Source organism: Pseudomonas lalucatii, from assembly GCF_018398425.1.
Taxonomy (GTDB): domain Bacteria; phylum Pseudomonadota; class Gammaproteobacteria; order Pseudomonadales; family Pseudomonadaceae; genus Aquipseudomonas; species Aquipseudomonas lalucatii.
In genome coordinates this window covers 1,594,053-1,616,281 of record NZ_JADPMV010000002.1, presented here as the reverse complement: position 1 = coordinate 1,616,281, position 22,229 = coordinate 1,594,053, and the positions used below count along the sequence as shown (strand labels likewise).

Here is a 22,229-nt window from a genome sequence, read left to right as displayed (position 1 = left end):
GCCGATCTAGCTGCGGTCGGCGAGCACGCCGATGAGGAAGAACGACAGCAGCAGCACCGGTGCCAGGGTGTAGTTGTTGAAGTGGCCGAGGCCCTGGGCCAGCCAGGGGGTGAGGAAGACCATCGCCAGGCCGTAGCCGACCGCACAGAGCAGCACGAACAGCAGGGTGCGCAGGAAGAAGTTGAGGCCGCCGATGCTGCGCTGCACCCAGGCGTTGATGGCCGGGCCGAACAGCACCAGCAGGGTGGCCATGATCGCCAGGGAGATGTCGTACAGGTGGCCACGGCTCCAGCGCGACAGGGTGGCGATCAGTTCGAGTAGCAGGTCCATGCGGGGTCCTTAGCGCCGCGGGCGCGCGATGTGCCGGTCAGGGCAGGAAGTGTTGCAGCAGGTCGTTGAGGAACAGCTGGCCCTCGCGGGTCGCGCGCAGCCGCGCCGGGTCGCCGTGCAGCAGGCCACGGCGCTCGGCTTCGCCGCGCGCCTCGGCGAGCCGCGCCAGCGGCAGGCCGGTGCGCTCGGTGAACAGGCTGCTGGCCACGCCATCGGTGAGGCGCAGCACGTTCATCAGGAACTCGAAGGGCAGTTCGTCCGGGCCCAGCACCCGCTCGCCGGCGCTGAAGCGCTTGCCGGCATCCAGGTAGTCCTTGGGCAGGCGGGTCTTCCAGCTGCGCTTGATCAAGCCCTGCGGGCTGCTCAGCTTGGCGTGGGCGCCGGCGCCGATGCCGAGGAAGTCGCCGAAGGTCCAGTAGTTGAGGTTGTGCCGCGCCGCCTTGCCCGCTTGGGCATAGGCCGACACCTCGTACTGGGTATAGCCGTGCTCGGCCAGCAGGGCCTGGCCGGCTTCCTGGATGTCCCAGAGGATGTCGTCCTCCGGCAGCGTCGGCGGCTGACTCCAGAACACCGTGTTCGGCTCCAGGGTCAGCTGGTACCAGGACAGGTGGCTCGGCGCCTGGGCGATGGCGGTGCGCAGGTCGCCGAGGGCGTCGTCCAGGGACTGCTCCGGCAGGCCGTGCATCAGGTCCAGGTTGAAGTTGTCGAAGCCGGCGGCGCGGGCCATGTCGGCGGCGCGGATGGCCTCCTCGCCGTCGTGGATGCGCCCCAGGGCCTTGAGCTTGTCGGCCTGGAAGCTCTGCACGCCGATCGACAGGCGATTGATGCCGAGGGCGCGGTAGGCGGCGAACTTGGCCTGCTCGAAGGTGCCGGGGTTGGCTTCCAGGGTGATCTCGATGTCCGGCGCGAAGGGCACGCGGCGCTCGACCCCTTCCAGCAGGCGGCCGAGGGCCCGGGCGCTGAACAGGCTGGGGGTGCCGCCGCCGAAGAAGATCGAGGTCAGCGGGCGGCCGTGGACCTGGGCCAGGTCCTCATCGAGGTCGGCCAGCAGCGCGTCCACGTACTCCTGCTCCGGCAGCTGCGGGCCGGCGGCGTGGGAGTTGAAGTCGCAGTAGGGGCACTTCTTCACGCACCAGGGAATATGCACATAGAGCGCCAGCGGCGGCAGCTGGAAGCCTGCGTCTGCCGAGTGGCTCATGCCAGCCCCAGGCGCTGCTTGAGCAGGGCCATGGCGCGGGCGCGGTGGCTGAGTTGGTTCTTCAGCGCCGGGGGCAGCTCGGCGCTGGAGCACTGCTGCTCCTCGACCCAGAACAGCGGGTCGTAGCCGAAGCCCTGGTCGCCGCGGGCCTCGTGCAGGATGCGCCCGTGCCACAGGCCTTCGCAGAGGATCGGCAGCGGGTCGTCGGCATGCCGCAGCAGGGCCAGGGCGCAGACGAACCGGGCGCCGCGTTGCGCATCCGGCACCTCTTCGAGGGCCGCGAGCAGCTTGGCGTTGTTGGCCGCATCGCCCTGGCCGTCGGCGTAGCGCGCCGAGTAGATGCCCGGGGCGCCGCCGAGAAAGTCCACCGCCAGGCCGGAGTCGTCGGCCAGGGCCGGCAGGCCGGACACCCGGGCGGCGTGGCGGGCCTTGAGGATGGCGTTCTCGACGAAGCTCAGGCCGGTTTCTTCCGGCTCGACGCTGCTGAACTCGCCGATCGAGCGTACGCGCACGACGTCGCCGAGCATGGCCTGGAGTTCCTTGAGTTTGCCGGCGTTGTGGCTGGCCAGCACGAGTTCGCTGAAGGGCATCATTGGTCGGGGAAGAATTCCTGGTTGAAGTCGAAGCTGTGGGCGACGCCATCGTCGGCCTGGACGCTGATGGTGAAGCGCAGTACCTCGCGGTTCTCGAAGGGGAACTGCGCCAGGTAGTAGATCGCCGTGCCTTCGGTGACCTGCTTGAACTTCAGGGGGTAGCTCTGCCCGAGCAGGTTCTTCACCGCGCCATCGACGTTGGCGGCCAGGGGCGTGCCGGCCTTGAGCACGGAGATGTTGACCACGCCCTGGCTCTTGCTGCGCACCAGGCCGGCGGCGGCGGCGATCTCCGGCTGGAGGAAGCCGGAATTGAAGGCGATGTAGTGCACGTCCAGCTCGCCGAAGCTGTGCTTGCGCTCGGCAAGCGCCGGCAGGCTCAGGCACAGGGCGATAAACAGAATGGCGATACGGCGCATGGTGGCTCTCCTGCAAGGTTGGCCCTGGAAAGGCGCACGGCTCAGCCGGCGGTCTGCGTACCCGGGGCGGTGGGCCCGCTGATGCGGTAGATGCCGATCTCACCTAACAGATTAGGCCATATCCGGCTGGCCCAGCCGTGGCGGTGGTCGCGGTCCACCGCCAGGCGCTCCTGCACCCGGGCGTTCTGCGCGTGGCACAGGCGCTCGAAGTCCTCGAAGGTGCAGAAGTGGATGTTCGGCGTGTTGTACCAGGTGTAGGGCAGGAAGTCGGAGACCGGCATGCGGCCCTTGCTGGCCAGGTACCAGCGGCAGCGCCAGTGGCCGAAGTTGGGGAAGGTGATGATGCAGGTGCGACCGACCCGCAGCATCTCCGCCAGGACCCAGTCGGGGTAGTGCAGGGCCTGCAGCGACTGGGTCATCACCACCACGTCGAAGCTGTCGCTGGCGAAGTTGCCGAGGCCCTCATCGAGGTTCTGCTCGACCACGTTGACGCCGCGCTCGATGCAGCGGGCGATCTTCTCCGGGTCGATCTCCAGGCCGTAGCCGCTGACGCCCTTGTTGTCGCGCAGCCAGGCCAGCAGTTCGCCGTCGCCGCAGCCCAGGTCGAGTACGCGGCTGCCGGCGGGAATCCACTCCTGGATGATGTCGAGATCTGCACGCATGGCGGGGTTATACCTGGATTCGGTTCATGTAGCTGGAAAAGGCCTGCAGGTAACGCGGGATCGGCATGAGGAAGGCATCGTGGCCCTGGGGCGCGTCGATCTCCAGGTAGCAGACGTTCTTGCGCGCGGCGATCAGCGCGTCGACGATCTCCCGCGAGCGTGCCGGGGAGAAGCGCCAGTCGGTGGTGAAGGAGAACAGGCAGAAGTCCGCGGTGGCCGTGGCCAGGGTCTTGGCCAGGTCGCCATCGAAGGCGGCGGCCGGGTCGAAGTAGTCCAGCGCCTTGGTCATCAGCAGGTAGGTGTTGGCGTCGAAGCGCCCGGAGAACTCCTCGCCCTGGTAGCGCAGGTAGCTCTCGACCTGGAACTCGACACTGTGGAAGTCGTAGTTGAGCTTCTCGCTCTTCAGGCCGCGGCCGAACTTCTCGCCCATGGCGTCGTCGGACAGGTAGGTGATGTGACCGACCATGCGCGCCAGCATCAGGCCGCGCTTGGGGATCACCCCCTGCTCCTGGAAGTGTCCGCCGTGGAACTCCGGGTCGGTGAGAATGGCCTGGCGCGCCACCTCGTTGAAGGCGATGTTCTGCGCCGACAGCTTGGGCGCCGAGGCGATCGCCAGGCAGTGGCGCACCCGCTCGGGGTAGCTGATGGTCCACTGCAGGGCCTGCATGCCGCCGAGGCTGCCGCCGACCACGGCCGCCCACTGCGCGATGCCCAGGTCGTCGGCCAGGCGCGCCTGGCTGTGCACCCAGTCCTCCACCGTCATCACCGGGAAGTCGGCGCCATAGGGCTTGCCGGTGGCCGGGTTGAGGCTGGACGGGCCGGTCGAGCCGTTGCAGCCGCCGAGGTTGTTCAGGCTGACGACGAAGAACTTGTCGGTGTCGATCGCCTTGCCCGGGCCGATGCAGCTGTCCCACCAGCCGGGCTTGCGGTCGTCGGGGCTGTGGTAGCCGGCGGCATGGTGGTGGCCGGAGAGGGCGTGACAGATCAGCACGGCATTGCTGCGGGCTTCGTTCAGCCGACCATAGGTCTCGAAGATCAGTTGGTAGTCGGCCAGGCTGCGTCCGCAGGCCAGGGCCAGGGGCGCGGCGAACTGCACCACCTCGGGCGTCACCAGGCCAACGGAATCTGGGGGAAAGGCAGTGGGCATCGACCCTGCTCGCGAAATGGGAAGAAAAACGAAGTGCAGCAGTCTAAAGAGCGCCGCTGCCTGCGGCAAGCGCAGGGGCGGCGCGCCCAGGCCGGGCTGCGCCTAGTCGGCGGCGCCGAGGGCGCGCCTGGCGCCCGGCAGGCTGACCACCTTGCCCTGGCGCTGGATCGGCGCCGGCCGGCGCAGGGTGCGCAGCATGTCGCCGGCCTGGGCCAGCTGCTGCTGCAGTTCGTCGCGGTAGAGCGCCAGTTGCTGGGTGCGCTGACGGCTCTTCTGGGTGTCCTGGGCCAGGGCCTTGAGCCGCAGCATGTGGGTCTCCAGCAACTGCTTGTGCTCCAGGCTGTGCTGCATCAGCGGCATCAGGGCGTCGCCGGCCCACTGCTCGGCGTCCTGGCGCAGGCGCTGGTGCAGGCCGATCACCTCCTGCACCAGGGTGGCGAAGAAGCGCCGGGTCAGGCTGCGCTGCTCGGTGAGCAGGGTCTTGAGGTGCAGGCGGAACTGGTCGGCCTTGGCCTGTTGCTGCGCGAGTTCGCGCTGGTAGCGGTTGAGGTCGAACTGCGGCGCGTCGACGCCATGCAGGGGGTTCTCCTCGTTGTGCCGGCGGTAGATGGCGGCGACCATGCGGTTGGCCATCTCGGCTTCGTGGGCCAGGTTGTGCAGGTCGCTCTGCACGGAGCGGAAGAAGTGCAGGATGGCCTGGTTGATGCCCAGGGTGGTCCAGCTGCCGGTGAGGTTGCGGCGCACCTTGGCCAGATGCGCGTCGAGGCGCTCGGGGCGCAGCGCGGCGCGCAGCAGCTCGCCCTGGCGCTTGAGCAGGCGCTGGTTGGTCTTCAGGCCGAGCAGGCGCCGGTGGTGCAGGCCGTGGTCCGCCTTGGTCCTGGCGGTCAGCTCGAACAGCAGCTGGCCGTTGTCCTGCTGCTGGTGGCTGAGCAGGGCCTGCTGCTCGCTGACCTTCGCCAGGCGCAGGTTGAGCAGGTGCTGGCTGTTCTGCAGCAGGGCCAGCACCTGGTTGACCACGCGGTCCTCGAGCAGCCGCTCCTTCTGCGCGACGATGCGCTCGCAGAGCAGGCTCTCCAGGTCGCCCAGCTGGCTGCGGGCGAGCAGCGCCGGGTCCTTGCGCACCTTGGCCAGCAGGGCCTGCTTGGCCGCCAGTGGCAGCACCTCCTCGCTGCGGATGCCCAGCTGCCGGGCGGTGGTGCGCTGGATCCGGGCGATGGCGTCCTGCACGAAGGCCTCGCCGGCGAGGTCGTCCCACAGCACGTCGATCTTGTTGAGCACGGCGAACAGGCTGGTCTGGGTCTCGTCGTCGAGCTGACGGATGTGCTGCTGCCAGATCGCCATGTCGCTGGCGCTGACCCCGCTGTCGGCGGCCAGCAGGAAGATGATCGCCTGGGCGCTGGGCAGCATCGACAGGGTCAGCTCAGGCTCGCTGCCCAGGGCGTTGAGACCCGGGGTGTCGAGGATGCGCAGGCCCTGGCGCAACAGCGGGTGGTCGAAGTTGACCAGGGCGTGACGCCAGGCCGGCACCAGCACCTGGCCGGGCTTGCCGGTGCGCTCCAGCATGTCCGGGTGGAAGCCCAGCTGGATCGCCTGTTCCACCGGCATCGGCTTGCTCCGGGCGACCTGGGCGAAGGCCTGGAGCATGTTGTCCGGGTCGCTGGGGTCCAGGGGGATGTTCACCCAGTGCCCGGGGATGCGCTTGAACTGCGAGACGTTGGCCTCGGACAGGCGCGTCTCGATGGGCAGCAGGCGGATATAGGCGCGCTCCGAGCGCGGGTCGAAGTACAGTTCGGTGGGGCACATGGTGGTGCGCCCTGCCTGGGACGGCAGCATGCGCTGGCCGTATTCGGCGAAGAACAGGGCGTTGATCAGTTCGGTCTTGCCGCGGGAGAACTCGCCGACGAAGGCCAGGGTGATGTGGTCGGTGCGCAGCAGGCGCAGGGCCCGCTCGAGCTTGGCCTCCACCGCCCCGGAGCCGAGGCGGTTGGTCACCAGCCAGCTGCGGTAGCGGCTGATCTCGCGCATCAGCTCGCGCTTCCAGGCGACGTAGGCGTCGACCTGCTGACTGAGACGTTCCATGCTCATCCTGGCGTTCCTCTCGGTAGCGCGCCCGCGAACGGCGACCGCGGCGCAGGTCGCCTCCGGGGTCATGGGGCCGCGCGGCACGCGCGGGCCTGGCGGGCATTATGCGGGGCCTCCGGCCGGCGTCAATCGGCCCGCGTCACGCTCCTGCCTGATGGTCGCGCAGGCGGGGCGAACGGTCGGGCCGGGCGCCGGCGCGCCGGGCGGTCCCGGCGGGGGCTCAGATCGCCAGGCTGAGGCCCTGGTACATGCCGGTCATCATCGCCAGGTTGCGGATCACCAGCATGTCGATCAGGTTGAGCGCCAGGAAGGCGACGATGGGCGACAGGTCCAGGCCGCCGAGGTTCGGCATGAAGCGGCGGATCGGCATCAGCAGCGGCTCGCAGATCTGCTGGATCAGCTCGACCGCCGGGTTGTGGCTGCCCTGGGCGACCCAGGAGAGGATCACGCCGATGATCAGGGCGAAGAAGAACACCTTGAGGAACAGCGCGGTGACGCCGATGATCGACCAGATCAGCAGCTGCAGCGGGTTGCCGGTGCCGTAGCCCATCAGCATCAGGGTCAGGGTCATCAGCAGCAGTTGCACCAGGATCGCCAGCACCAGCGAGGCCAGGTCGAGGCCGGCGAAGCCGGGGATGACCTTGCGCAGGGGCTTGAGCAGCGGCTGGGTGGCACGCACGATGAACTGGCTGAGCGGGTTGTAGAAGTCCGCGCGCACCAGTTGCAGGATGAAGCGCAGCAGCACCACCAGCAGGTAGAGGCTGCCGAGGGTCTGCAGGATATAAACTGCAGCGGTGTTGAGTCCGATCATGGTTGGCTCCTTATTGGCCCAGCTGTTCGGCCAGCTCCGCCGAGCGGCGGGCGGCGGCATTCAGTGCCTGTTCGACCAGGGCCTCGAAGCCGCCGGCCTGGAAGCTGTTGATCGCCGCCTCCGTGGTGCCGGCGGGCGAGGTCACGCGGCGACGCAGCTCGGCGGCGTCGACGTCGCTGGCCACCGCCATGCGCGCGGCGCCGAGGGCGGTGTGCAGGGTCAGTTGGGCGGCGGTGTCGCGTGGCAGGCCGAGCTTCTCGCCGGCGGCGGTCATCGCCTCGATCAGCAGGAAGAAATAGGCCGGGCCGCTGCCGGACACCGCGGTGACCGCGTCGATCAGCCGCTCCTCGTCCAGCCACAGGGCCAGGCCGACCGCGCTGAGCAGCTGCTCGGCCTGCTGGCGCTGGGGCGCCGTGACCCGGGCGTTGGCGTACAGCCCGCTGACCCCCTGGCGTAGCAGCGCCGGGGTGTTGGGCATGCAGCGCACGATGGCGCGCGGCCCCAGCCAGTTTTCCAGGCTGGCGCAGGTGATGCCGGCGGCGACGGAGACGACCAGCTGGCCTTCGCTCAGGTGTGGCGCCAGGTCCTGGCAGACGCCCTTCATGACCTGCGGCTTCACCGCCAGGACGATGACATCGGCGCCGGCGACCGCCTCGGCGTTGCCGGCGAAGGTCTCGATACCATGCTCGGCGGCGATCTTGGCACGCTGCTCGGCGCCGTGGTCGCTGGCGCGGATGGCGTTGGCGGCGACGCCCTGGGCGCGCAGGCCGCCGATCAGGCTGGCGGCCATATTGCCGGCGCCGATAAAGGCAATTTTGGGATCGTTCATCTGGGCTTCCTTAATTCAAGGCGAGGGGGCACCGTAGTCGCGGGCGCCGAACAGGGCGGTGCCGATGCGGACCCAGGTCGCGCCTTCGGCGATGGCGGCTTCCAGGTCATGGCTCATGCCCATGGACAGGGTGTCGAGGTCGAGGCCCAGGCCGCTCTGCAGTGCGCGCAGGCGGGCGAAGGCCGCGCGCTGCACGGCCGGGTCCGCGCTGGGTTCGGGAATGCACATCAGGCCGCGCAGCTTGAGCCCGGGCAGCCGGGCGACCGCCTGGGCCAGGGCCGGCAGCTGCTCGGGGCTGCAGCCGGACTTGCTGGCCTCGCCGCTGACGTTGACCTGCAGGCAGACGTTCAGCGGCGGCAGCTGCGGCGGGCGCTGGGCGGAGAGGCGCTCGGCGATCTTCAGGCGGTCCACCGAGTGGACCCAGGCGAAGTGCTCGGCGATGGCGCGGGTCTTGTTCGACTGGATGGGGCCGATGAAGTGCCAGGTCAGCGCCAGGTCGTGCAGTTCGACCTGCTTCTCCAGGGCCTCCTGCAGGTAGTTCTCGCCGAAGTCGCGCAGACCCGCGGCATGGGCCTGGCGAATCGCCGGGGCGGCTTTGGTCTTGCTCACCGCGAGCAGGCCGATCGAGCCACAATCGCGCTGCGAGGCTTGCGCCGCCTCACGGATGCGCGCTCCGACCTTTGCAATATTCTCTGCTATCGTGGACATTACTCGCGCTCTGTAGCCCCGGCCGTTCTGCGTTCGCGGCATTCTACCTGCTTGCTTGTCATTAGGGAGTCCCATGGATATCACCGAGCTGCTCGCCTTCAGCGCCAAGCAAGGCGCGTCGGACCTGCATCTCTCTGCCGGTCTGCCGCCGATGATTCGGGTCGACGGCGACGTACGGCGGATCAACCTGCCGGCCCTGGATCACAAGCAGGTGCACGCGCTGATGTACGACATCATGAACGACAAGCAGCGCAAGGACTTCGAAGAATTCCTCGAGACCGACTTCTCCTTCGAGGTGCCCGGGGTGGCGCGTTTCCGGGTCAACGCCTTCAACCAGAACCGTGGCGCCGGCGCGGTATTCCGTACCATTCCGTCCAAGGTGCTGACCATGGAAGACCTCGGCATGGGCGAGGTGTTCCGCAAGATCACCGACGTGCCGCGCGGCCTGGTGCTGGTCACCGGGCCCACCGGCTCGGGCAAGTCGACCACCCTGGCGGCCATGCTCGACTACCTCAACAGCACCAAGTACCACCATATCCTGACCATCGAGGACCCGATCGAATTCGTCCACGAGTCGAAAAAGTGCCTGGTCAACCAGCGCGAGGTGCACCGCGACACCCTGGGCTTCTCCGAGGCCCTGCGTTCGGCCCTGCGGGAAGACCCGGACATCATCCTGGTCGGCGAGATGCGCGACCTGGAGACCATCCGCCTGGCGCTGACCGCCGCGGAGACCGGCCACCTGGTGTTCGGCACCCTGCACACCACCTCGGCGGCCAAGACCATCGACCGGGTGGTCGACGTGTTCCCCGCCGAGGAGAAGTCCATGGTCCGCTCCATGCTCTCGGAGTCCCTGCAGGCGGTGATTTCCCAGACCCTGCTGAAGAAGATCGGCGGCGGCCGGGTGGCGGCCCACGAGATCATGATCGGCACCCCGGCGATCCGCAACCTGATCCGCGAGGACAAGGTGGCGCAGATGTATTCGGCGATCCAGACCGGCGGCTCGCTGGGCATGCAGACCCTCGACGCCTGCCTCAAGGGGCTGGTGGCCAAGGGGCTGGTCAGCCGCGAGAGTGCCCGGGAAAAATCCAAGAACCCGGAAACCTTCTGACACACTGTTTCCGTGTGCCGACTGGCGCACGGGGATCGGCCAGCGACGGTTCGCGCGCTTCGGCGACTGGTCTTTGCGTAGGCGCGTGATGCAGATGGGCGAGACAACGCATGGAATTCGAAAAACTGCTGCGCCTGATGGTGGAAAAGGGCGGCTCGGACCTGTTCATCACCGCCGGCGTGCCGCCGTCCATGAAGGTCAACGGCAGGATCATGCCGGTCACCAAGAACCCCATGTCGCCGGAGCAGACCCGGGAAACCGTGTACGCGGTGATGAACGAGCAGCAGCGCCGGGAGTTCGCCGAGAATCACGAGTGCAACTTCGCCATCAGCGCCCGCGGCGTCGGCCGCTTCCGCGTCAGTGCCTTCTACCAGCGCAACCTGGCGGGCATGGTGCTGCGGCGCATCGAGACCAACATCCCGACTTTGGATGACCTCAAGCTGCCGGAGATCCTCAAGAAGCTGGCGCAGACCAAGCGCGGCCTGGTGCTGTTCGTCGGTGCCACCGGCACCGGCAAGTCCACCTCGCTGGCGGCGATGATCGGCTACCGCAACAAGCACAGCAGCGGCCACATCATCTCCATCGAGGACCCGATCGAGTACATCCACCAGCACCAGAACTGCATCGTCACCCAGCGCGAGGTGGGCATCGACACCGAGTCCTACGAGGTGGCGCTGAAGAACACCCTGCGCCAGGCGCCGGACGTGATTCTCATCGGCGAGGTGCGTACCCGCGAGACCATGGACCACGCCGTGGCCTTCGCCGAGACCGGCCACCTGTGCCTGGCCACCCTGCACGCCAACAACGCCAACCAGGCCCTCGACCGGATCATCAACTTCTTCCCCGCCGACCGGCAGAACCAGGTGTGGATGGACCTGTCGCTGAACCTCAAGGCGATAGTCGCCCAGCAGCTGGTGCCGACCCCGGACGGCAAGGGCCGCCGGGCGGTGATCGAGGTGCTGGTCAATACCCCCCTGGCCGCCGACCTGATCCGCAAGGGCGAGGTGCACGAACTCAAGGGCCTGATGAAGCGCTCCACCGAGCAGGGCATGCAGACCTTCGACCAGGCGCTGTATGCCCTCTACAGCCAAGGCGAGATCACCTACGAGGACGCGCTGCTGTACGCCGACTCGGCCAACGACCTGCGCCTGATGATCAAGCTCGGCTCGGAAAGCGACGGCGACCACCTGGCCCAGCTGAGCGAGGGCCTGTCCCTGGAGACCGCGCCGGAGGACCCGGGGCGGCGCTTCCGCTGAGCCCGCAGCTCACGCCTGCAACAGCCCGCGCCCGCGGGCTTTTTTATCGGGCAGCTGCGCGGTGCCGGGCCTATTCATATTCACTTGCGGTACAGGAGCATGGCATGGACGTAAGACAGGACACCCATAGCAAGGTCATCGGCTATCTGTTGTGGATATTCGGCTTCCTCGGCTCCCATCGCTTCTACTATGGCAAGCCGGTGACCGGCACCATCTGGTTCTTCACCCTGGGCCTGCTGTTCGTCGGCTGGATCATCGACCTGTTCCTGATCCCGGCCATGGATCGCGAGGCCGATCTGCGTTTCACCGTAGGGGAGACCGACTACAACCTCGCCTGGATTCTCCTGACCTTCCTCGGCGTGTTCGGCGTACATCGCATGTACCAGGGCAAGTGGCTCACGGGCATCCTCTATCTGTTCACCGGCGGCCTGTTCCTGGTCGGCGTGCTCTACGACTTCTGGACCCTGAATACGCAGATTTCGCTGAAGAACGCCGAGCGTGGTTGAAGCCATTGAACACGAAAAAGCCCGCCATTCGGCGGGCTTTTTCGTGCGCGAGGCATCAGGCCTGGTAGCTGAGGTGCCCATCGACCAGGGTGTAGCGCACCGCGCCCGGCAGGCAGTGGCCGGTGAAGGGGCAGTTGCTGCCCTTGGAGTACCAGGCCTCGCCGGCCAGGGTCGAGGCCTGCGGATCGAACAGCAGCAGGTCGGCGGGGGCGCCCACCGCCAGGCGGCCTGCCGGCAGCTGCAGGGCGTCGGCCGGGCCGGCACCGAGGCGGGCGAGCAGTGTCGGCAAATCCAGCAGGTCGTCCTGCACCAGGGTCAGGGCCAGCGGCAGCAACAGCTGCACGCTGCTGATGCCCGGCTCGGTGGCGCCGAAGGGGGCCAGCTTGGCATCCCGCTCGTGGGGCTGGTGATGGCTGGCGATGGCCTGGATCACCCCGCTCTTCACCGCGGCGCGCAGGCCGTCGCGGTCGCGGCGGGTACGCAGCGGTGGCTGCACATGGTAGAGGCTGGAGAAGCCGACGAGGGCCTCGTCGGTGAGGATCAGCTGGTACAGGGCCACGTCGGCCGTGACCGGCAGGCCGCGGGCCTGGGCGTCGGCGATCAGCTCGGCGCCGCGGGCGCTGGTCAGCTGGCTGAAGTGGGCGCGCACGCCGGTCTGCTCGACCAGTAGCAGGTCGCGGGCCAGGGCCACGGTCTCGGCCGTCTCGGGGATGCCGGGCAGGCCGAGGAAGCTGGCGGTAGGCCCCTCGTGGGCCAGGCCGCCCTCGGCCAGGTCATGGTCCTGGGAGTGGAAGATAACCGTCAGGTCGAAGGTGGCCGCGTACTCCAGGGCGCGGCGCAGGGTGCGGCTGCTGCGGAAGTTGTCCAGGCCGTTGCCGAAGGCCACGCAGCCGGCGTCGCGCAGGGCAACGAGCTCTGCCAGCTGTTCGCCGGCCAGCCCCTTGCTCAGGGCGCCGATGGGGAAGACCTTGGTGTGCCCGGCTTCGCGGGCACGGTCGAGGATCAGCTCGGCCACCGCCGAGGTGTCCAGCACCGGCTTGGTGAAGGGCGGGCAGCACAGGCTGGTGACCCCGCCGGCGGCGGCGGCCAGGGTCTCGCTGGCGATGCTGCCCTTGCGGCTGTAGCCCGGCTCGCGCAGGGCCACGGACAGGTCGACCAGGCCGGGGGCGGCCACCAGACCCTGGGCGGCGATGGTCTGTTCGGCGACGAAGGAGGCCGGCGCCTGGCCGATGGCAGCCAGCTTGCCGCCGTCGATATACAGGTCGGCCTGCTGGTCGAGGCCGCTGCTCGGGTCGATGACGCGGGCGCCGAGGATTGCGGTGCGCATCAGTTGGACTCCTCGGAGTTGAGTTGGCGCTGGGCGGTCTGCCCGCTCATGGTCATGGACAGCACCGCCATGCGGATGGCGATGCCGTAGGTGACCTGGTTGAGAATCACCGACTGCGGGCCGTCGGCCACCGCCGACTCGATCTCCACGCCGCGGTTGATCGGCCCGGGGTGCATCACCAGGGCGTCCGGCTTGGCCAGCGCCAGGCGCTGCTCGGTCAGGCCGAACAGGCGGTAGAACTCGCCCTCGCTGGGCAGCAGGCCGCCCTGCATGCGCTCGCGCTGCAGGCGCAGCATGATCACCACGTCGACATCCGCCAGGCCCTTGGCCATGTCGCTGTAGACGTTGACGCCGTACTGCTCGATGCCGACCGGCAGCAGGGTCTTCGGGGCGATCACGCGGATGTCCCGGCAGCCCAGGGCGCGCAGCGCCAGCATGTTGGAGCGCGCCACCCGCGAGTGGAGGATGTCGCCGACGATGGCCACCGAGAGGTTCTCGAAGCCGCCCTTGTGGCGGCGGATGGTCAGCATGTCGAGCATGCCCTGGGTCGGGTGGGCGTGACGGCCGTCGCCGCCGTTGATGATGGCCAGGTTCGGGCACACGTGCTCGGCGATGAAGTGGGCGGCGCCGGAGTCGGCATGGCGCACCACGAAGATATCGGCGGCCATGGCCTCGAGGTTGCGCAGGGTGTCGAACAGGGTCTCGCCCTTGCTGGTCGAGGAGGTCGACACGTTGAGGCTGATGACGTCGGCGGACAGGCGCTGGGCGGCCAGCTCGAAGGTGGTGCGGGTGCGCGTGGAGTTCTCGAAGAACACGTTGCACACGGTCTTGCCGCGCAGCAGCGGGACCTTCTTCACCGCGCGGGCACCGACCTCGAGGAAGGAGTCGGCGGTGTCGAGGATCTCCGTCAGCAGCTCGCGGGGCAGGCCGTCGAGCGAGAGGAAGTGGCGCAGCTGGCCTTGGTCGTTCAGCTGCAGCGGGCGCTGGGCATCAATCGGCGTCATCGCGGGGGGGTCTCAGTTGGCGAGCGTCTGGAGTTCGAGGTGCAGCGGCGTGGGGCCGGACAATTTTACCCGCTGGTCGGCGGCCAGCGACAGGGTGGCGCCGACCACGTCCGGGCGCACCGGCAGCTCGCGGGCGCCCAGGTCGAGCAGGCAGACCAGGGTCACGCTGGCCGGGCGGCCGTAGTCGAACAGCTCGTTGAGTGCGGCGCGGATGGTACGGCCGCTCATCAGTACGTCGTCGATCAGGACCAGGTGCTGGCCCTCGATCTCGAACGGCAGCTCCGAGGGTTTGACCTGCGGGTGCAGGCCGCTCTGGGTGAAGTCGTCGCGGTAGAAGGACACGTCGAGAATGCCCAGCGGTTCGCGGTTGCCGAGGGTGTCGAGTAGGGCCTGGGCGACCCACACGCCGCCGGTGCGGATGCCGATGAAACGTGGCGCGGCGATCTGCCGCCGGTTGAGGTGCTCGAGCAGGGCGCCGGCCATCTGCGGCAGCAGCTCGACGGGGTTGGGTAGGTTCATCGCAGGTTCCTTGTGGGCCCGGCCCGGATCAGCCCGGGCGGTGTTCGGCCAGCCAGCCTTCGAGCAGCAGCGCCGCGGCCAGGGCGTCGACCGGGCGCTCGCGGTAGCCGCCGCTCTGCCCCTGCTGCAGGCGCTGGCCCTTGGCCTCGAAAGTGGTCAGGCGTTCGTCGTGGGTGTGCACCGGCAGGCTGAAGCGGCCGTTGAGGCGGCGGGCGAACTTCTCCGCGCGGGCGCTCATCTCGCTCGGCGTGCCGTCCATGTTCAGCGGCAGGCCGACGACTATGGCGTCCGGCTGCCACTCGCGGATCAGCGCCTCGACCTTCTGCCAGTCCGGCACGCCGTTCTGCGCCTTGAGCACGCAGAGTTCCCGGGCCTGGCCGGTGATCGCCTGGCCGACGGCGACGCCGATCTGCTTGCTGCCGTAGTCGAAGCCGAGCAGCAGGCGCAGCGGCTTGCTCCGCGTTTCGCTCATCAGGCGTGGCCGGCTTGCGAGGTGAGCAGGCTGAGGTCGACGCCCAGGCGCGCGGCCGCCGCGTTCAGGCGCTGGTCGAAGGGCAGGTCGAAGAGGATGGCGCTGTCGGCCGGGCAGGTCAGCCAGGCGTTGTCGGCCAGTTCGGCCTCCAGCTGGCCGGCTTCCCAGCCGGCATAGCCGAGGGCGATCAGGTACTTGTCCGGGCCGCTGCCGTCGGCGATGGCGAACAGCACGTCCTGGGAGGTGGACAGGCCCAGTTCGCCGAGCTCCAGGGTGGCCTGGAACTGCCGGCCGGCCGGGTGCAGGACGAAGCCGCGGTCGGTCTGCACCGGGCCGCCGGAGAAGATCGGCAGCCCCTGGCAGAGGGCCGGCGGCTCGCTGTCCGGGCGCAGCTGCTCGAGCACGTCGGCCAGGTTGAGGCCGTTGGGGCGGTTGATCACCAGGCCCATGGCGCCCTGCTCGTTGTGCTCGACCAGGTAGGTGACCGTGTGCGCGAACTGCGGATCGGCCATGTGCGGCATGGCAATCAGGAAGTGGTGCTTGAGGAAGCTCGGGCTGGCGTCTTTCATGCGCGTTAGCTTAAAGCCTGCGGCCGGCGCCTGGAAGCTAAAAGGCGCATCGCCGGGGATGGGGTGGCTCAGTTGCTCGACAGTCGGTCGCCCCGCTCGAAGCGCCAGGTACGGATGATCTCCAGGCGGTCGACATCCGCCAGGTCGCCGGTGAAGGGGGCGAAGGGTGCGGCCAGGCGGACGATGCGCAACGCGGCCTGGTCCAGCACGCGCTGGCCGGAAGACTCGAGCACCAACACCTCGTAGAGGGTGCCGTCGCGGTTGATCGACACCAGCAGGCGCAGGCTGCCGTAAATTTGCCGGCGGCGGGCGTCGTCCGGATAGTTGAGATTGCCGATGCGCTCGACCTTCTTGCGCCACTCGTCCTTGTACCAGGCGCCCTTGTCGCGCATGGTCGAGGCGGCGTTGAGACGATGGATCTTCGGGCGCTTGGCGTACTGCTGGATGTCCTGGGCCAGCTCGGCCTCCAGGCTGGCGATCTCCGCCGACAGCTGGGCACTGTCGAATACCGGCGCCGGGCGGGTCTGGGGCGTCGGCTGGTTCTCTTCGCGCTTGACCGGGGTCTTCTGCGGCTGTGGGGTGCGGGTGGCGACCGCCGCTTTCGGCGCTTCCTGGCGGGCCGCCGGCGGCTGCGGCGCGGTCGGCGGCGTCACCCGCTTGACCTGGGTGTCCTGGAACAGCGCCTGTTCGGTGGTCTTGGGCGCCGCCTTGTGTTCCAGGGTGCCGCTGCCCTGCTGGTCGTGCTGGGCGAGGAAATCCGCCTGCTTGGGCTTCTCCTCGCTCTTGAAGGTCGACAGGGTGACTTCCAGGGTCTTGCTGATCTGGCTGGGTTCGGCCAGGGAGAAGCCCAGGCCGAGGATCAGGGCGGCATGCAGCGCGGTGGCGAGGAACAGGGTGAACCCCAGGCGATCCGCCGGGCGAACGCCGGCGGCTGGGATTGCGGTTGGGCTGGCGGCTGCGGTCATCGCGATTCGGGTCGGTTCAGGTTGCCGCGCAGTCTGCCGAGGGGGCGGGCAAAAGTCTATGAAGCACTGCGCGCATTGAGCTTCTCGGCGATCTTGTCCATCAGGCGTTCGCCGATGCGGGTGTCGAAGGCCGCATCGATCTCGCGGATGCAGGTCGGGCTGGTGACGTTGATCTCGGTGAGGTGGTCGCCGATCACGTCCAGGCCGACGAACAGCAGGCCCTTCTCGCGCAGGGTCGGGCCGACGCCGGCGGCGATCTCGCGGTCGCGTTCGCTCAGCGGGCGGGCTTCGCCGCGGCCGCCTGCGGCCAGGTTGCCGCGGGTCTCGCCCTGGGCCGGGATGCGGGCCAGGCAGTAGGGCACCGCCTCGCCGTCGATCATCAGGATGCGCTTGTCGCCCTCGCTGATGGCCGGCAGGTAGCGCTGCGCCATGATCTGTTGCTGGCCATGGGCGGTGAGGGTCTCGAGGATCACCGAGAGGTTGGGGTCGCCCTCGCGGTGGCGAAAAATCATCGATCCGCCCATGCCGTCGAGGGGTTTGAGAATGATGTCACGCTGCTCTTTGGCAAAGTCGCGCAGAATGTCGGGTCTGCGGCTCACCAGGGTCGCCGGGGTGTACTGGGGAAACTGCGTGGCGAACAGCTTCTCGTTGCAGTCGCGCAGGCTCTGCGGGCGGTTGACCACCAGCACGCCGTCCCGCTCGGCCTGTTCCAGCAGGTGGGTGGAGTAGAGGAATTCGTTGTCGAAGGGCGGGTCCTTGCGCATCAGGATCACGTCAAGATCGCGCAGCGGCAGGTCCTGCTCGGCGTCCAGCTCGAACCAGCGCTGGGGGTCGTCGAACACCTGGAGCGAGCGCAGGCGGGCGTGGGCCTGGCCTTTGGTCTGGTAGAGGTCGCGCTGCTCCATATAGAAGAGCGACCAGCCGCGCTTTTGCGCGGCCAGCAGCATGGCCAGCGAACTGTCCTTCTTGAAGGCGATTTGCGTGATGGGGTCCATGACTATGCCGAGGCGGACGCTCATGGGGGATTCTCCGTGAAAAGGCGGTAGCTGAGGGGCGTAGAGACTAGCGTGTGGCGCCAGGGTGGCGCCGACTGGACGGGCGGTCAAGGGGCAAGCCCCGGCCCTCCGTGGCTTGTGGCTTGCATGGGGAGAGTGTGCTAAAAAGGCCCGACGATTGGGTTGCAGCCCGTCGGTGGCAGGGTCTCAGGCGCACTGATTCAACGCGAAAATAACGACTCACCGAGGCGATGGTAGGGCAAACATGGAACAGCATTCCGAGGGTTTGAGGGTGATGGTTATCGACGATTCGAAGACGATTCGTCGTACCGCGGAAACCCTGCTGAAGAAGGTGGGTTGCGAGGTGATCACCGCGGTAGACGGCTTCGATGCCCTGGCAAAGATCGCCGACAGCCATCCGAATATCATCTTCGTCGATATCATGATGCCGCGGCTCGATGGCTATCAGACCTGCGCCCTGATCAAGAACAACAGTGCTTTCAAGTCCACTCCGGTGATCATGCTGTCCTCCAAGGACGGCCTGTTCGACAAGGCCAAGGGACGCATCGTCGGCTCCGATCAATACCTGACCAAGCCCTTCAGCAAGGAAGAGCTGCTCGGGGCGATCAAGGCCCACGTTCCCGCCTTCACCCCGGTGGATCAGGCCTCCTGATGTCCGGCGGCCAAGCCCTAGACGCCTCTTCATGTATTGGGAAACACCATGGCTCGAATTCTGATTGTTGATGACTCGCCGACCGAGATGTACAAGTTGACCGCCATGCTGGAAAAGCACGGGCATCAGGTGCTCAAGGCGGAAAACGGCGCGGACGGCGTCGCCCTGGCGCGCCAGGAGAAGCCCGACGCGGTGCTGATGGACATCGTCATGCCCGGGCTCAACGGCTTCCAGGCGACCCGCCAGCTGACCAAGGACGCCGACACCAGCCACATCCCGGTGATCATCGTCACCACCAAGGACCAGGAAACCGACAAGGTTTGGGGCAAGCGCCAGGGGGCCAAGGATTACCTGACCAAGCCGGTCGACGAGCAGACGCTGCTGAAGACCCTCAATGCAGTATTGGCCGGCTGATGCCGTGCCGGTCCGCAATTAGATAAGAAGAAGGCCACGGTTGGCATGTCGGACGCGCAGACACCCTTTCAACTCCTCCTCGAAATCGACCAGCGCTGTCGGTTGCTGGCGGCCGGCCTGCCGTTGCAGCAGACCGCCGTGCAGACCTGGAGCGGCATCGGCTTTCGCATGGGCGAGCGCCTGTTCGTCGCGCCCATGGGCGAGGTCGGCGAGGTGCTGCACGAGCCGCGTTACACCCTGCTGCCCGGGGTCAAGAACTGGGTCAAGGGCGTGGCCAACGTACGCGGCCGCCTGCTGCCGGTGATGGACCTGTGCGGCTTCTTCGGCAACGAGCTGTCGCCGCTGCGCAAGCAGCGGCGAGTGCTGGTGGTCGACCATCAGGACGTGTTCGCCGGCTTGACGGTCGATGAAGTGTTCGGCATGCAGCATTTTCCAGTGGATGCCTTCTCCGAGCAGCTGCCGCCGCTCGAGGCGTCCATTCAACCCTTTATCCACGGGGTCTTTCAACGTGAGCAACCCTGGTTGGTGTTCAGCCCACATGCGCTGGCCCAGCACCAGGGCTTTCTCGACGTGGCGTATTAACAGCTTTTCGGTGGGGTCGGCGCTGTCGGCCTTTTGGCGTTACATGGGAACCGTAGTGCGGTCGGTCCAGGCGGGGGCCAGATAATGAAAAAACTCAACACAGGCAACTTATTCGCGGGTACGCGCAGCAGCACGCTGATCGCCGGACTGTTTATCGTCCTGATCGTGTCCATCGTGTTGCTGTTCGCGAACTTCGCCTACCTCAATACCCAGTCCAACTACGATACGGAATACATCAGCCACTCCGGTGAGCTGCGGGTGCTGTCCCAACGTATCGCCAAGAACGCCTCCGAATCCGCGGCGGGTACCGCCGAAGCGTTCGGCCTGCTGCGCGAGGCGCGCAACGACTTCCAGACCCGTTGGGGCTACCTGACCGATGGCAATAGCGCCAGCGGCGTCCCCGCGGCGCCGGACGCCGTACAGGTGCAGATGGCCGCGGTGCAGCAGGACTGGGACAGCCTGCGGCAGAACACCGATGCGATCCTGGCCAGCGAGCAGACAGTACTGTCCCTGCACCAGGTGGCGGCGACCCTGGCGGAAACCATTCCGCAGCTGCAGGTCGAGTACGAGGAAGTGGTCGACATCCTGCTGGAAAGCGGCGCGCCGGCGGCCCAGGTGTCGGTGGCCCAGCGCCAGTCGCTGCTGGCCGAACGTATTCTCGGCTCGGTGAACAAGGTGCTGGCCGGTGACGAGGACTCGGTGCAGGCCGCCGACATGTTCGGTCGCGATGCCAGTCTGTTCGGTCGGGTTCTCAGCGCGATGCTCGAGGGCAACCCGGCGATGGAGATCACCCAGGTGACCGACGCCGAGGCGCTCGAGCGTCTGGCGGAGATTTCCGAGCTGTTCGAGTTCGTGTCCGGCTCGGTGGACGAGATCCTCGAGACCTCGCCCGAGCTGTTCCAGGTGCGCGAGTCGGCCAACACCATCTTCAGCGTGTCGCAGACCCTGCTGGACAAGGCCTCCGAACTGGCCGGCGGTTTCGAAGACCTGGCCGCCGGGCGGGCCCTGAACAGCCTCGCCGGTTACCTGCTGGGCGTGCTGGCCCTGGCCTCGATCATCCTCATCGGCCTGGTCATGGTGCGCGAGACCAACCGCCGCCTGAGCGAAACCGCCGAGAAGAACGAGCGCAACCAGGCGGCGATTCTGCGTCTGCTCGACGAAATCGCCGACCTCGCCGACGGTGACCTGACCGTGGCCGCGACGGTAACCGAAGACTTCACCGGCGCCATCGCCGACTCCATCAACTACTCCATCGACCAGCTGCGCGACCTGGTAGCCACCATCAACCTGACCGCCGTACAGGTTGCCGGTGCCGCCCAGGAAACCCAGGCCACGGCGATGCACCTGGCCGAAGCCTCCGAGCACCAGGCCCAGGAAATCGCCGGGGCGTCGGCGGCGATCAACGAGATGGCGGTGTCGATCGACCAGGTATCGGCCAACGCCTCGGAATCCTCCGCGGTAGCGGAACGTTCCGTAGCCATCGCCAACAAGGGCAACGAGGTGGTGCACAACACCATCACCGGCATGGATAACATCCGTGAGCAGATCCAGGACACCTCGAAGCGGATCAAGCGCCTCGGCGAGTCGTCCCAGGAGATCGGCGACATCGTCAGCCTGATCAACGACATTGCCGACCAGACCAACATCCTCGCCCTGAACGCCGCGATCCAGGCCTCCATGGCCGGTGACGCCGGCCGCGGCTTCGCCGTGGTGGCGGACGAAGTACAGCGTCTGGCGGAGCGTTCGTCTGCGGCGACCAAGCAGATCGAGGCGCTGGTCAAGACCATTCAGACCGACACCAACGAGGCGGTCATTTCCATGGAACAGACCACCTCCGAGGTGGTACGCGGTGCGCGCCTGGCGCAGGACGCCGGGGTGGCCCTGGAGGAGATCGAGAAGGTATCCAAGACCCTCGCGGCGCTGATCCAGAACATCTCCAACGCCGCGCGTCAGCAGGCGTCCTCCGCGGGCCATATCTCCAACACCATGAACGTGATCCAGGAGATCACCTCGCAGACCTCTTCCGGTACCACCGCCACGGCCAAGAGCATTGGTACCCTGGCCAAGATGGCCAGCGAGATGCGTAAGTCGGTATCCGGCTTCACCTTGCCGGAAGCCGGGGAGCAGGCATAAGCGACGGCGCGGCGGCGACCGGAGCCGGTCGCCGGGCCATGGCCATGAGCGAGGGGCACGACATGCAGTCAGGCGTCTGGGCCTTGCAGCCCGTGGCGGATATCTCCGCCGCGGAGTTTCGCGACTGGCAGGCCCTGCTCGAGGAGCGCACCGGCGTGGTGATCAGCGAGCAGCGTCGGGCCTTTCTGCAGACCAACCTGAGCGCGCGCATGCGCGAGCTGGGGGTGGCCGACTACGCCGCCTATTACCGGCAGGTCACCGATGGCCCGCGCGGTGCCGTGGAGTGGTCGACCCTGCTGGATCGGCTGACCGTGCAGGAGACCCGCTTCTTTCGCCATCCGGCGTCGTTCGAGGTGCTCGAGCGGCACCTGCAGGCGCAGTTGCAGCGCGGGCTGCAGCGCCCCTGGGAACTGTGGAGCGTGGGCTGCTCCAGCGGCGAGGAGCCCTATTCGCTGGCCATCAGCGCCGCCCAGGTGTTGCGCGACAGCCAGTGGCCCGAGCACTTCGGCGTGACCGGTACGGACATCAGTCTCAATGCCCTGAGCAAGGCCCGCGAGGGGTTGTTCGGGGCGCGCAAGCTCGAGCAGCTGGACGATGACCTGCGCCGGCGCTATTTCGCCCCCCAGGTCGATGGGCGCTTCAAGGTTGTGCCGAGTCTGGCGGCGCGCGTCTGCTGCGCCAGGCTCAATGTGTTGGAACTGGCCAAGGCGCCAATGTCCGGTATGGACGTCATTTTTTGTCAGAACTTGCTGATCTATTTTCGCCGCTGGCGTCGCCGCGAGATCCTCAACCGCCTGGCCGAGCGCCTGGCGCCGGGAGGGCTGCTGGTGGTGGGAGTGGGTGAGGTGGCCGGTTGGCAGCATCCGGGGTTGATCCCGGTGGCCGACGAGCGAGTGCTGGCGTTTACCCGCAAGGGATAGGGCTTTATGA

Annotated in this window: 25 protein-coding genes; 8 read left to right on the top strand and 17 right to left on the bottom strand. The window is 67.5% G+C overall.

Features of this window, described 5'->3' with window-relative positions:
- Nucleotides 1-6 precede the first annotated feature (6 nt).
- The 10 genes from I0D00_RS21045 to I0D00_RS21000 form a co-directional block, all read right to left on the bottom strand.
- Nucleotides 7-330 carry a DUF3392 domain-containing protein gene (locus I0D00_RS21045; RefSeq protein ID WP_213641720.1) on the bottom strand — a complete coding sequence of 108 codons (324 nt, stop codon included), beginning with the start codon at nt 328-330 and terminating at the stop codon, nt 7-9.
- A 37-nt stretch (nt 331-367) separates the two neighbouring features.
- Nucleotides 368-1,528 (bottom strand): radical SAM family heme chaperone HemW, encoded by a 1,161-nt coding sequence (hemW, locus tag I0D00_RS21040; RefSeq protein WP_213641719.1) that lies wholly within the window; start codon nt 1,526-1,528, stop codon nt 368-370.
- Complete coding sequence (gene rdgB / locus I0D00_RS21035) at nt 1,525-2,121, bottom strand: RdgB/HAM1 family non-canonical purine NTP pyrophosphatase (RefSeq protein WP_213641718.1); 597 nt, start codon at nt 2,119-2,121, stop codon at nt 1,525-1,527. The genes hemW and rdgB overlap by 4 nt, the downstream gene beginning before the upstream one ends.
- A complete protein-coding gene (locus I0D00_RS21030) occupies nt 2,118-2,537 on the bottom strand; it encodes a DUF4426 domain-containing protein (RefSeq protein WP_213641717.1) in 420 nt (139 codons plus the stop codon). The genes rdgB and I0D00_RS21030 overlap by 4 nt, the downstream gene beginning before the upstream one ends.
- Before the next feature lie 41 nt (nt 2,538-2,578).
- The gene (metW, locus tag I0D00_RS21025) at nt 2,579-3,199 is read right to left on the bottom strand and encodes a methionine biosynthesis protein MetW (protein ID WP_213641716.1); all 621 of its coding nucleotides are present in this window, start codon (nt 3,197-3,199) and stop codon (nt 2,579-2,581) included.
- Between the two features lie 7 nt (nt 3,200-3,206).
- A complete protein-coding gene (gene metX / locus I0D00_RS21020; protein ID WP_213641715.1) occupies nt 3,207-4,346 on the bottom strand; it encodes a homoserine O-succinyltransferase MetX in 1,140 nt (379 codons plus the stop codon).
- Between the two features lie 102 nt (nt 4,347-4,448).
- Complete coding sequence (locus tag I0D00_RS21015) at nt 4,449-6,431, bottom strand: dynamin-like GTPase family protein (RefSeq protein WP_213641714.1); 1,983 nt, start codon at nt 6,429-6,431, stop codon at nt 4,449-4,451.
- 217 nt (nt 6,432-6,648) lie between these two features.
- Nucleotides 6,649-7,239 carry a YggT family protein gene (locus I0D00_RS21010; RefSeq protein ID WP_213641713.1) on the bottom strand — a complete coding sequence of 197 codons (591 nt, stop codon included), beginning with the start codon at nt 7,237-7,239 and terminating at the stop codon, nt 6,649-6,651.
- Between the two features lie 10 nt (nt 7,240-7,249).
- Nucleotides 7,250-8,068 carry a pyrroline-5-carboxylate reductase gene (gene proC, locus I0D00_RS21005; protein WP_213641712.1) on the bottom strand — a complete coding sequence of 273 codons (819 nt, stop codon included), beginning with the start codon at nt 8,066-8,068 and terminating at the stop codon, nt 7,250-7,252.
- A gap of 15 nt (nt 8,069-8,083) precedes the next feature.
- Nucleotides 8,084-8,776 carry a YggS family pyridoxal phosphate-dependent enzyme gene (locus I0D00_RS21000; protein WP_213641711.1) on the bottom strand — a complete coding sequence of 231 codons (693 nt, stop codon included), beginning with the start codon at nt 8,774-8,776 and terminating at the stop codon, nt 8,084-8,086.
- A gap of 73 nt (nt 8,777-8,849) precedes the next feature.
- Here I0D00_RS21000 and pilT point away from each other — a divergent pair, with 73 nt between their 5' ends.
- The 3 genes from pilT to I0D00_RS20985 all read left to right on the top strand — a co-directional run bounded on the left by pilT (nt 8,850) and on the right by I0D00_RS20985 (nt 11,646).
- Entirely contained in the window at nt 8,850-9,884 is a 1,035-nt protein-coding gene (gene pilT, locus I0D00_RS20995) for a type IV pilus twitching motility protein PilT (RefSeq protein ID WP_213641710.1), read from the top strand.
- Between the two features lie 110 nt (nt 9,885-9,994).
- Nucleotides 9,995-11,140, top strand: a complete 1,146-nt coding sequence (locus I0D00_RS20990; protein WP_213641709.1) for a PilT/PilU family type 4a pilus ATPase — start codon at nt 9,995-9,997, stop codon at nt 11,138-11,140.
- 104 nt (nt 11,141-11,244) lie between these two features.
- Nucleotides 11,245-11,646, top strand: coding sequence for an NINE protein (locus tag I0D00_RS20985; RefSeq protein WP_213641708.1), 402 nt, complete (start codon nt 11,245-11,247; stop codon nt 11,644-11,646).
- Between the two features lie 55 nt (nt 11,647-11,701).
- Here the strand turns inward: I0D00_RS20985 and I0D00_RS20980 are convergent, their stop codons facing one another.
- The 7 genes from I0D00_RS20980 to gshB all read right to left on the bottom strand — a co-directional run bounded on the left by I0D00_RS20980 (nt 11,702) and on the right by gshB (nt 17,521).
- A complete protein-coding gene (locus I0D00_RS20980; RefSeq protein ID WP_213641707.1) occupies nt 11,702-12,973 on the bottom strand; it encodes a dihydroorotase in 1,272 nt (423 codons plus the stop codon).
- Nucleotides 12,973-13,977 (bottom strand): aspartate carbamoyltransferase catalytic subunit, encoded by a 1,005-nt coding sequence (locus tag I0D00_RS20975; protein WP_213641706.1) that lies wholly within the window; start codon nt 13,975-13,977, stop codon nt 12,973-12,975. The genes I0D00_RS20980 and I0D00_RS20975 overlap by 1 nt, the downstream gene beginning before the upstream one ends.
- 12 nt (nt 13,978-13,989) lie before the next feature.
- Nucleotides 13,990-14,496, bottom strand: coding sequence for a bifunctional pyr operon transcriptional regulator/uracil phosphoribosyltransferase PyrR (gene pyrR, locus I0D00_RS20970; protein ID WP_213641705.1), 507 nt, complete (start codon nt 14,494-14,496; stop codon nt 13,990-13,992).
- Between the two features lie 28 nt (nt 14,497-14,524).
- Nucleotides 14,525-14,968: a Holliday junction resolvase RuvX gene (gene ruvX / locus I0D00_RS20965; protein WP_213641704.1), complete on the bottom strand. Its 444-nt coding sequence runs from the start codon at nt 14,966-14,968 to the stop codon at nt 14,525-14,527.
- A complete protein-coding gene (locus tag I0D00_RS20960; RefSeq protein ID WP_213641703.1) occupies nt 14,968-15,537 on the bottom strand; it encodes a YqgE/AlgH family protein in 570 nt (189 codons plus the stop codon). The genes ruvX and I0D00_RS20960 overlap by 1 nt, the downstream gene beginning before the upstream one ends.
- 68 nt (nt 15,538-15,605) lie before the next feature.
- Nucleotides 15,606-16,502, bottom strand: a complete 897-nt coding sequence (locus I0D00_RS20955) for an energy transducer TonB (RefSeq protein WP_213641702.1) — start codon at nt 16,500-16,502, stop codon at nt 15,606-15,608.
- 56 nt (nt 16,503-16,558) lie between these two features.
- Nucleotides 16,559-17,521: a glutathione synthase gene (gene gshB / locus I0D00_RS20950; protein ID WP_213641701.1), complete on the bottom strand. Its 963-nt coding sequence runs from the start codon at nt 17,519-17,521 to the stop codon at nt 16,559-16,561.
- 241 nt (nt 17,522-17,762) lie between these two features.
- Between gshB and pilG the strand changes: the two genes are divergently transcribed.
- The 5 genes from pilG (at nt 17,763) to I0D00_RS20925 (ending at nt 22,219) form a co-directional block, all read left to right on the top strand.
- Nucleotides 17,763-18,170 carry a response regulator gene (gene pilG, locus I0D00_RS20945; RefSeq protein WP_213641700.1) on the top strand — a complete coding sequence of 136 codons (408 nt, stop codon included), beginning with the start codon at nt 17,763-17,765 and terminating at the stop codon, nt 18,168-18,170.
- Nucleotides 18,171-18,218: 48 nt separating this feature from the next.
- Entirely contained in the window at nt 18,219-18,584 is a 366-nt protein-coding gene (gene pilH / locus I0D00_RS20940) for a response regulator (RefSeq protein ID WP_213641699.1), read from the top strand.
- A gap of 45 nt (nt 18,585-18,629) precedes the next feature.
- On the top strand, nt 18,630-19,166 hold the full coding sequence (locus I0D00_RS20935; protein WP_213641698.1) for a chemotaxis protein CheW: 537 nt from the start codon (nt 18,630-18,632) through the stop codon (nt 19,164-19,166).
- 84 nt (nt 19,167-19,250) lie between these two features.
- Nucleotides 19,251-21,299: a methyl-accepting chemotaxis protein gene (locus I0D00_RS20930; RefSeq protein ID WP_213641697.1), complete on the top strand. Its 2,049-nt coding sequence runs from the start codon at nt 19,251-19,253 to the stop codon at nt 21,297-21,299.
- Between the two features lie 62 nt (nt 21,300-21,361).
- Nucleotides 21,362-22,219 (top strand): protein-glutamate O-methyltransferase, encoded by an 858-nt coding sequence (locus I0D00_RS20925; RefSeq protein WP_213641696.1) that lies wholly within the window; start codon nt 21,362-21,364, stop codon nt 22,217-22,219.
- Nucleotides 22,220-22,229 lie beyond the last annotated feature (10 nt).